This window comes from Aeromonas crassostreae, assembly GCF_054052445.1.
Genome location: NZ_JBSTYM010000027.1, coordinates 34,699 through 42,955 on the forward strand (window position 1 = coordinate 34,699; position 8,257 = coordinate 42,955).

5 protein-coding genes and 2 tRNA genes are annotated in these 8,257 nt (G+C 62.3%); 4 read left to right on the forward strand and 3 right to left on the reverse strand.

Annotation, left to right across the window (positions count from 1 at the left end; all coding sequences use genetic code 11):
• Positions 1-524: 524 nt before the first annotated feature.
• The 4 genes from betI (at position 525) to ACW5W4_RS16675 (ending at position 5,737) form a co-directional block, all read left to right on the forward strand.
• A complete protein-coding gene (gene betI, locus ACW5W4_RS16660) occupies positions 525-1,112 on the forward strand; it encodes a transcriptional regulator BetI (protein ID WP_408797821.1) in 588 nt (195 codons plus the stop codon).
• Between the two features lie 4 nt (positions 1,113-1,116).
• Positions 1,117-2,580 (forward strand): betaine-aldehyde dehydrogenase, encoded by a 1,464-nt coding sequence (gene betB, locus ACW5W4_RS16665; RefSeq protein ID WP_456690128.1) that lies wholly within the window; start codon positions 1,117-1,119, stop codon positions 2,578-2,580.
• A gap of 9 nt (positions 2,581-2,589) precedes the next feature.
• Complete coding sequence (gene betA, locus ACW5W4_RS16670) at positions 2,590-4,269, forward strand: choline dehydrogenase (RefSeq protein WP_456690129.1); 1,680 nt, start codon at positions 2,590-2,592, stop codon at positions 4,267-4,269.
• A gap of 250 nt (positions 4,270-4,519) precedes the next feature.
• A complete protein-coding gene (locus ACW5W4_RS16675) occupies positions 4,520-5,737 on the forward strand; it encodes a BCCT family transporter (RefSeq protein ID WP_456690130.1) in 1,218 nt (405 codons plus the stop codon).
• A gap of 81 nt (positions 5,738-5,818) precedes the next feature.
• Here ACW5W4_RS16675 and ACW5W4_RS16680 read toward each other — a convergent pair.
• The 3 genes from ACW5W4_RS16680 to tkt form a co-directional block, all read right to left on the reverse strand.
• Positions 5,819-5,894, reverse strand: a tRNA-Asn gene (locus ACW5W4_RS16680).
• Between the two features lie 5 nt (positions 5,895-5,899).
• A tRNA-Phe gene (locus ACW5W4_RS16685) sits at positions 5,900-5,975 on the reverse strand.
• Between the two features lie 474 nt (positions 5,976-6,449).
• Positions 6,450-8,257: transketolase (tkt, locus tag ACW5W4_RS16690; protein WP_456690131.1), on the reverse strand; the 1,808-nt coding region annotated here is incomplete at its 5' end.

Consider the following 8,257-nt stretch of genomic DNA (forward strand, 5'->3'; position numbering starts at 1 on the left):
CCCGAATGCGGTCACGCCGGTTATGGGCCCGGGCGGCAACTTTGGTGATTTGTGTCGCGCCCCCCTGGATGGGGGAGGGGGAAGTCGTGAGTCTGGCGCCTTCGCCCTGTCCACCGCATTGATGAAAAGATCCCGCCGCGCCTTGTTTTTTGTCGCCATATCGTCTTCGAATGACCCTGACTTGAGGATCTTGCGCGCACATTCAAGCTGCTATCGACTCCCTTTCTTGCCATCGCGACCGCCAAAAAAAGACCTTTTCGGGGCCCATTTTCGGGAGGAAAAGGCCAGCTTCACTCGCCGACCCGTGTCTGCCGACTGACGCAATTTGCTAACATTTCACAATTAAATCATTAGATATCTAAATTAAATTGCACCGTGTGAGATGTATTTTAACTCTATGTTTTTATGTTGTTTATTGGTTTTGTTATGTTTTTATCTGCTTTGTTTGTGTGGTTTTGATGGGTTGATCCTTTCGATTCTAACGTTTAGGGTGTGGTTTCATTGAACAATCAATTAACAAAAACATGCCCATAGTCGGAGTCTCGGAAAAACGTCGTCAGCAGCTGATCCAGGCCACCATCTCTTCGGTGGCCGAGTTCGGGCTGCAGCACACCACCCTCAATCGCATCAGCGCCCAGGCCGGCATGTCCTCCGGCATCATCAGCCACTACTTCGGTGGCAAGCAGGCGCTGATCGAGGCGGTGGTGCGGGAGCTGCTCTCGGCCCTGGGGGCGGCGCTGCGGGAGCGGCTTCGCCCCGGCATGTCGCCTCAGGCGAGGCTGATGGCGATCGTGGAGGCCAATTTCACCCCCTTGCAGTGCTCCCGTGCCGTGGCGCGCACCTGGCTCGCCTTCTGGGCCCAGGCCAGCCATGAACCAGATCTGGCCCGCCTGCAACGGATCAACCAGCGGCGACTGCTGAGCAATCTGGCCTGCTCCTTCGGCGCCAGCCTGCCGCGCCAGCAGGCTCTGGCCGCGGCCCAGCAGAGCGCCGCCATGATAGATGGCTTCTGGCTGCGCAGTGCCCTGAGCCCCAGCCCCGAACCCGACTTCAGCCGTGCCGAGCGGCTGTGCAAACTCTTTATCCTGCAACGACTGACCCCAGCGGAGTGAATTCATGTCTTTGACCCGTTATCAGAATTTTGTCGACGGCCGTTATCTGGCCAATGCCTCTGGCGAGTGCTTCGAGGTGATCAATCCGGCCACCGGGGCCGTCATCTACGAGGTCGAGGTGGCCGATGAGGCCGTGCAGGCCGCCGCCATCGCGAGCGCCCAGCAGGGTTTTGCCCTCTGGTCGGCCATGAGCGGGGTCGAGCGTGGCCGCATCTTGCTGCGGGCCGTGGCCCTGCTGCGCGAGCGCAACGATGCCCTGGCCGCCATCGAGGTGGCCGACACCGGCAAGCCCTGGCAGGAGGCCTCCGTGGTGGACGTGGTGACCGGCGCCGACAGCATAGAGTTCTTTGCCGGTCTGGCCGCCGCCATCGAGGGCAACCAGCAGCAGCTGGGGGCCGATTTTTACTACAGCCGCCGCGAGCCCCTCGGCATCTGCGCCGGGATCGGCGCCTGGAACTATCCGCTGCAGATCGCCTGCTGGAAGGCGGCCCCGGCGCTGGCCTGCGGCAACAGCATGATCTTCAAACCCTCGGAGGAGACGCCCCTCGGTGCCCTCAAGCTGGCGGAGATCTTCATCGAGGCCGGCATGCCCGCCGGGGTCTTCAACGTGGTGCAGGGGGATGGCCGGATCGGGGCCTGGCTGAGTCAGGCGCCCGAGGTGGCCAAGATCTCCTTCACCGGCGAGGTGGGCACCGGCAAGAAGGTGATGCGCGCCGCCGCCGACACCCTCAAAGGGGTGACCATGGAGCTGGGAGGCAAGTCCCCCCTCATCATCTTCGACGATGCGGTTCTGGAAGAGGCGGTCAGCGCCGCCATGGTGGCGAACTTCTACACCCAGGGGGAGGTGTGCACCCACGGCACCCGGGTCTACGTGCAGCAGGGGATCTACCCCGCCTTCATGGCGCGGCTGCTGGCCCGTACCCGGGACAATATCCGCGTCGGGGATCCCATGGATCCGGCCACCAACTTCGGTGCCCTCATCTCCCGCGAGCATCAGCGCAAGGTGCTCGACTACATCCGCATCGGTCAGGAGGAGGGGGCCACATTGCGCTGCGGCGGCGAGGCGCTGCGCCCCGCCATGGCGCCCAATGGCTTCTTCGTCGCCCCCACCATCTTCAGCGAGTGCCGGGACGAGATGCGGATCTGCCGGGAAGAGATCTTCGGTCCCGTGATGTCGGTGCTCACCTTCGAGCAGGAGGACGAGGTGGTGCGACGGGCCAATGACACCGCCCTGGGGCTGGCGGCCGGGGTCTTCACCCGGGACATTCGCCGCGCCCACCGGGTGGTGCATCAGCTGCAGGCCGGGATCTGCTGGATCAACAGCTATGGGGCCTCCCCGGCCGAGATGCCGGTCGGCGGTTTCAAGCAGTCCGGCATCGGGCGGGAGAACGGCCTGGCGACCCTGCAGCACTACACCCAGATCAAGTCCGTCTACGTCGGCATGCAAGCCATCCAGAGCCCGTTTTAAGGAGGCACCATGAAGCGATTCGATTACATCATAGTGGGGGCCGGCAGCGCCGGCTGCGTACTGGCCAACCGCCTGAGCGAGGATGGCCGGCATCAGGTGCTGCTGCTGGAGACGGGGGGCAGCGACAAGAGCATCTTCATCCAGATGCCGACCGCCCTCTCCATCCCCATGAACACCAAAAAGTATGCCTGGCAGTTCGAGACCGAGCCCGAGCCCCATCTGGACGGGCGGCGCATGCACTGCCCCCGGGGCAAGGTGCTGGGGGGATCGTCCTCCATCAATGGCATGGTCTATGTGCGCGGCCACGCCGGTGACTTTGACGAGTGGCAGCAGGCCGGGGCCGAGGGCTGGGACTATGGCCACTGCCTGCCCTACTTCAAGCGGGCCGAGCAGTGGGCCTTCGGTGGGGATGATTACCGCGGCGACGAAGGGCCCCTTGGGGTCAACAACGGCAACCAGATGCAAAACCCCCTCTACCAGGCCTTCGTCGACGCCGGCGTGGAGGCGGGTTATGACGCCACGGCCGATTACAACGGCCGCCAGCAGGAGGGGTTCGGCCCCATGCACATGACGGTCAGGCAGGGGGTGCGCAGCTCCAGTGCCAACGCCTATCTCAGACCCGCCATGGCCAGGGCCAACCTCAGTGTGCAAACCGGCGCCCTGGTCCACAAGGTGTTGCTGGAAGGCAAGCGGGCGGTCGGGGTGCGCTTCGAGCGCGCAGGCAAGGTGGAGGAGGTGAGAGCCGACAAGGAGGTGATCCTGAGTGCCGGACCCATAGGCTCCCCCCATCTGTTGCAACTCTCCGGCATCGGCAACCCCGATACCCTGAACCAAGCGGGCATAGGGGTGCTGCATCCTCTGCTCGGGGTGGGGGAGAACCTGCAGGATCATCTGGAGTTCTACTTCCAGTTTCGCTGCCAGCAGCCCATCACCCTCAACGGCAAGCTGGGGCTGTGGGACAAGTTCCTCATCGGCAGTCGCTGGCTGCTGCGCAAGGATGGCCTGGGGGCGACCAATCACTTCGAGTCCTGCGGCTTCATTCGCTCCAAAGCCGGGGTGCCCTGGCCGGATCTGCAATACCACTTCCTGCCCGCCGCCATGCGCTACGACGGCAGGGAGGCGTTCGCGGGCCACGGCTTCCAGGTGCACATCGGCCACAACAAGCCCCGCAGTCGCGGCCAGGTGAAAGTGCGCTCGGCGGATCCCCGCGAGGCTCCTGCCATCCGCTTCAACTACCTCTCCCATCCCGATGATGTCGAAGGCTTTCGCGCCTGCGTGCGCCTGACCCGGGAGATCATCGGCCAGCCTGCCCTGGATGCCTATCGGGGGGAGGAGATACAGCCGGGGGCCTCGGTGCAAAGCGACGATCAGATCGATGCCTTCGTGCGCAGTGCCGTGGAGAGCGCCTATCACCCCTCCTGCTCCTGCAAGATGGGGACGGACGCCCTGGCGGTGGTGGATCCCCAGACCCGGGTTCATGGCCTGCAAGGGCTGCGGGTGGTGGACTCCTCCATCTTCCCGACCATCCCCAACGGCAACCTCAACGCCCCCACCCTGATGGTGGCCGAGCGCGCCGCGGATCTGATCCTCGGCAAGGCGCCGCTCGCGGCACTGCCGGTCGAGGTGGGGCTGGCCGAATGCTGGCAGGAGAAGCAGCGCCCCCGGGCGCCGGTGCGTGCCCTGGCCTGAGGGTTCACCACAACGACACTGGGTGCAGAGAGCACCCTATCGCGGCAGTTCGTCAGTCTTTACCTATCGCCGGGCCCTCTGTGCGCTGGCGATAGTTAAGTCCTGATCCCGCGTCCATCCCTTCCCCCGCCGCCGTGGGGTAGGGGAAGCCATGGCCGCAGGAAGCCGAACTGCCCACCTTGAACATCACAATGCAATGACAAGGAGCACCTATGTTTGGTCACGAAATGGATAGCGCGGTAGGTCAGTCATGACGGCCTGGCTCAGTGCGGGGATCCTCTTTACCTTTGCCGCCATCGCGTTTGTCCTCTATCGCTGGGGCAATATCCGCTGCATCGGCACCACGCCGGTGCGCACCTTCACCTTCATCGCCATCTTGTTCACCTCCGGCTTGGACGTGGGACTCATCATGTTTCCGCTCACCGAGTTTGCAGGGTATGCCGATCTTCAGGGGAGCCCGGAGTACGGCTTCACCAATCCGCTCGCCATCGAGTTCGGCTACTGGGGTTTTCTCATCTGGGGTTTCTACTTCCTGACTTGTTTCTATTTTTGCGTGATAGAACCCAGAGTGAAGTTCTTTGAGCTGGCACCGGTGAAGTTCCTCAACAACCTGGTGATCATCGGCACCTGCGCCTTCACCGCCTATCTGCTGCTGAGCAACCTGCCCTGGTACCTGCCCCAGATAGGGGATGGCGAGAGCCTGGTGGCGAGTTTTTACCTGCTCGTGCTGGTGGTGATAGGGCTCTCCATCTATTCGAGCACCAGTCTGAAGTTTGTGCGGATCCTGAGCCTGGGCACCACGAGCTGCTTCATCGCCCTGATCGCCCTGATGTGGGGCGCCGCCTTCCTCACCCCGGCGGGCAGCCCTGGAGACTTCGTCGCCACCCTGGCGCTGGTGGGGGGCTACTTCCAGCATCTGGATCGTTTCGTGCTGCCCCTCAATGATTACCACGCCTTTTATCTCTATTGGTGGTTCTCCTGGAGCATCATGATCGGCCAGTTCACCGCCCGCTTCGTCGGTGGCCTGCGCACCTGGCAGCTGCTGGGGGCCATGCTGGTGTTCCCCTCCCTGGCCATCGCCGTCTGGTTCGCCGTGCTCTACTACTACCACGAGCAGGGACTGTCGACCGCCGGCTTCTTCAACTGGGCCATGGTCGCCGTAGGGATCACCATGGTGATCAACTCCCTCGACTCCCTGATCCGCCTCTACACCGACAATCTGGGGTTGACGACCCAGCGGCTCGGCTCATGGCGCTACTTCGGGCTCAACCTGCTGATGCTGGCCGGCCTGACCCTGCTGTTCCAGCTCGATTTTCTCGAGATCCAGTGGGTCGGTGCCCTGGTGATAGGGCTCTTCTTCGCCTGCTTCGGCTACATCCTCAGGTACAGGTTCAACGAGGTGCGCAGCATTGAGGGGGCACCGAAAGAGAATCGCCTCGATTACGGCAAGATAGAGCTGGCGGGGTGAGCAGAGGGGCGGCGGGCTGTCAGTGTCGCCCCGACCGCGAAAAAACAAAAGGCCCGCTCGATTGAGCGGGCCTTTCAAATTTGGCTCCTCCTACTGGACTTGAACCAGTGACATACGGATTAACAGTCCGCCGTTCTACCGACTGAACTAAGGAGGAAGAGTTGGTGCCCAGAGACGGAATCGAACCGCCGACACGGGGATTTTCAATCCCCTGCTCTACCGACTGAGCTATCTGGGCAACGGCGCGCATTAAACCCTTTCTGGACTGAGGTGTCAACCTTGCACCCCCAGTTTCTGGCATGTTTTTGCATAGGGTGAACCAAGTGGCGAGATACTGTGCAAGGAGCCCCTGACTCCACACCGGGAGCCGGTTGTCGATACCGAAGGACCTCCGGTCGTCAGATCCTCAGCGTCCCTGTGCAGAAGAGAAGTGATGGTGTTTCGGCGGGTGACTTCAGATTTATTGCGCCGAGCATCACAAAAAAAATCTTGGTTATATATTGGAATGAGACTCTGGTGGGGCTCATTCCCAAGTTCGCAAATCACGATCACCCCAGCCAATCAGGAGCGTTTGTTATGAAATCCAAAAGTGCCTCGTTTTAGCTAGGCCATCAAGGCCTAGGACGGTAACGATATCAAAGACCCGTTTTCCTGTAGATCGCAATGCGACCGTGATCATTAAATGTATAGGGTTGGTGCTTTACCGGGTTTTTTACAAGGACTCTGCGGTCGCAACCACGTTTTCCACGGTAAAGCCAAATTCCTTGAACAGCAGCTCGGCCGGAGCGGACTCACCGAAGGTGCGCATGCCGATGATCTTGCCGCCAAAGCCCACGTACTTGTACCAGTAGTCGGCGATGCCGGCTTCGATGGCGACACGTTTGGTGACGGAAGACGGCAGGACGGACTCCTTGTACTCGGCGGACTGGGCGTCGAATACGTCGGTACAGGGCAGAGAGACCACGCGCACGGCACGGCCCTTGGCGGTCAGCTGCTCATAGGCGGCAACGGCCAGCTCTACTTCGGAACCGGTGGCGATCAGGATCAGCTCCGGCGTACCGGCGCAATCCTTCAGCACGTAACCACCCTTGGCGGTGTCGGCCAGCTGCTGGGCAGTGCGGTCCATCTGGGCCAGGTTCTGACGGGAGAAGATCAGGGAGGTCGGGCCGTCGGTACGCTCGATGGCGTGTTTCCAGGCGATGGCGGACTCTACCTGGTCACAGGGACGCCAGGTGCTCATGTTCGGGGTCAGGCGCAGGGAGGCGATCTGCTCGACCGGCTGGTGAGTCGGGCCATCTTCACCCAGACCGATAGAGTCGTGGGTGTAGACGAAGATGGCGCGCTGCTTCATCAGGGCGGCCATGCGCAGGGCGTTGCGGGCGTACTCCATGAACATCAGGAAGGTGGCGCCGTAGGGGATGAAACCACCGTGCAGGGCGATGCCGTTCATGATGGCGGACATGCCGAACTCGCGCACGCCGTAGTGGATGTAGTTGCCGGAGGCATCGTCGTTGGTCAGGGACTTGGAGCCGGACCACATGGTCAGGTTGGACGGAGCGAGATCCGCGGAGCCGCCCATGAATTCCGGCAGCAGCTTGCCGAAGGCTTCCAGGGCGTTCTGGGAAGCCTTGCGGGTCGCGATCTTGGCCGGGTTGGCCTGCAGGGTTTCGATGATCTTGGCGGATTCTGCGGCCCAGTTGGCCGGCAGCTCGCCAGTGGTGCGGCGCTTGAATTCGGCAGCCAGGGCCGGGTGAGCGGCTTCATAGGCGGCGAACTTGGCAGCCCAGTCGGATTCGAGCTTGGCGCCCTTCTCCTGACCGTTCCACTCGGCGGCGATGTCGGACGGGATGACGAAGGGCGCGTGGTCCCACTTCAGGAAGGCACGGGCGGCGGCGATCTCGTCGTTGCCCAGCGGTGCGCCGTGGCAGTCGTGAGAGCCGGACTTGTTCGGGGAGCCGTAACCGATGATGGTGCGGCAGCAAATCAGGGTCGGCTTGGTGGTCTGCGCCTTAGCGGCTTCGATGGCGGCGTTGATGGCTTCCGGGCTGTGGCCGTCGACGGCGGCAATCACGTGCCAGCCGTAAGCTTCGAAACGCTTGACGGTGTCGTCGGTGAACCAGCCTTCCACGTGACCGTCGATGGAGATGCCGTTGTCATCCCAGAACGCGATCAGCTTGCCCAGCTGCAGGGTACCGGCCAGGGAGCAGGCTTCGTGGGAGATGCCTTCCATCAGGCAGCCGTCGCCCATGAAGGCGTAGGTGTAGTGGTCGACGACATCAAAGCCCGGCTGGTTGAACTGCTCGGCCATGGCCTTCTCGGCGATCGCCATGCCCACGGCGTTGGTGATGCCCTGACCCAGGGGACCCGTGGTGGTTTCGACGCCCGGCGCGTAACCGTACTCCGGGTGACCCGGGGTGCGAGAGTGCAGTTGGCGGAAGTTTTTCAGATCCTCGATGGAGAGGTCATAACCGGAGAGATGCAGCAGGGAGTACAGCAGCATGGAGCCGTGGCCGTTGGAGA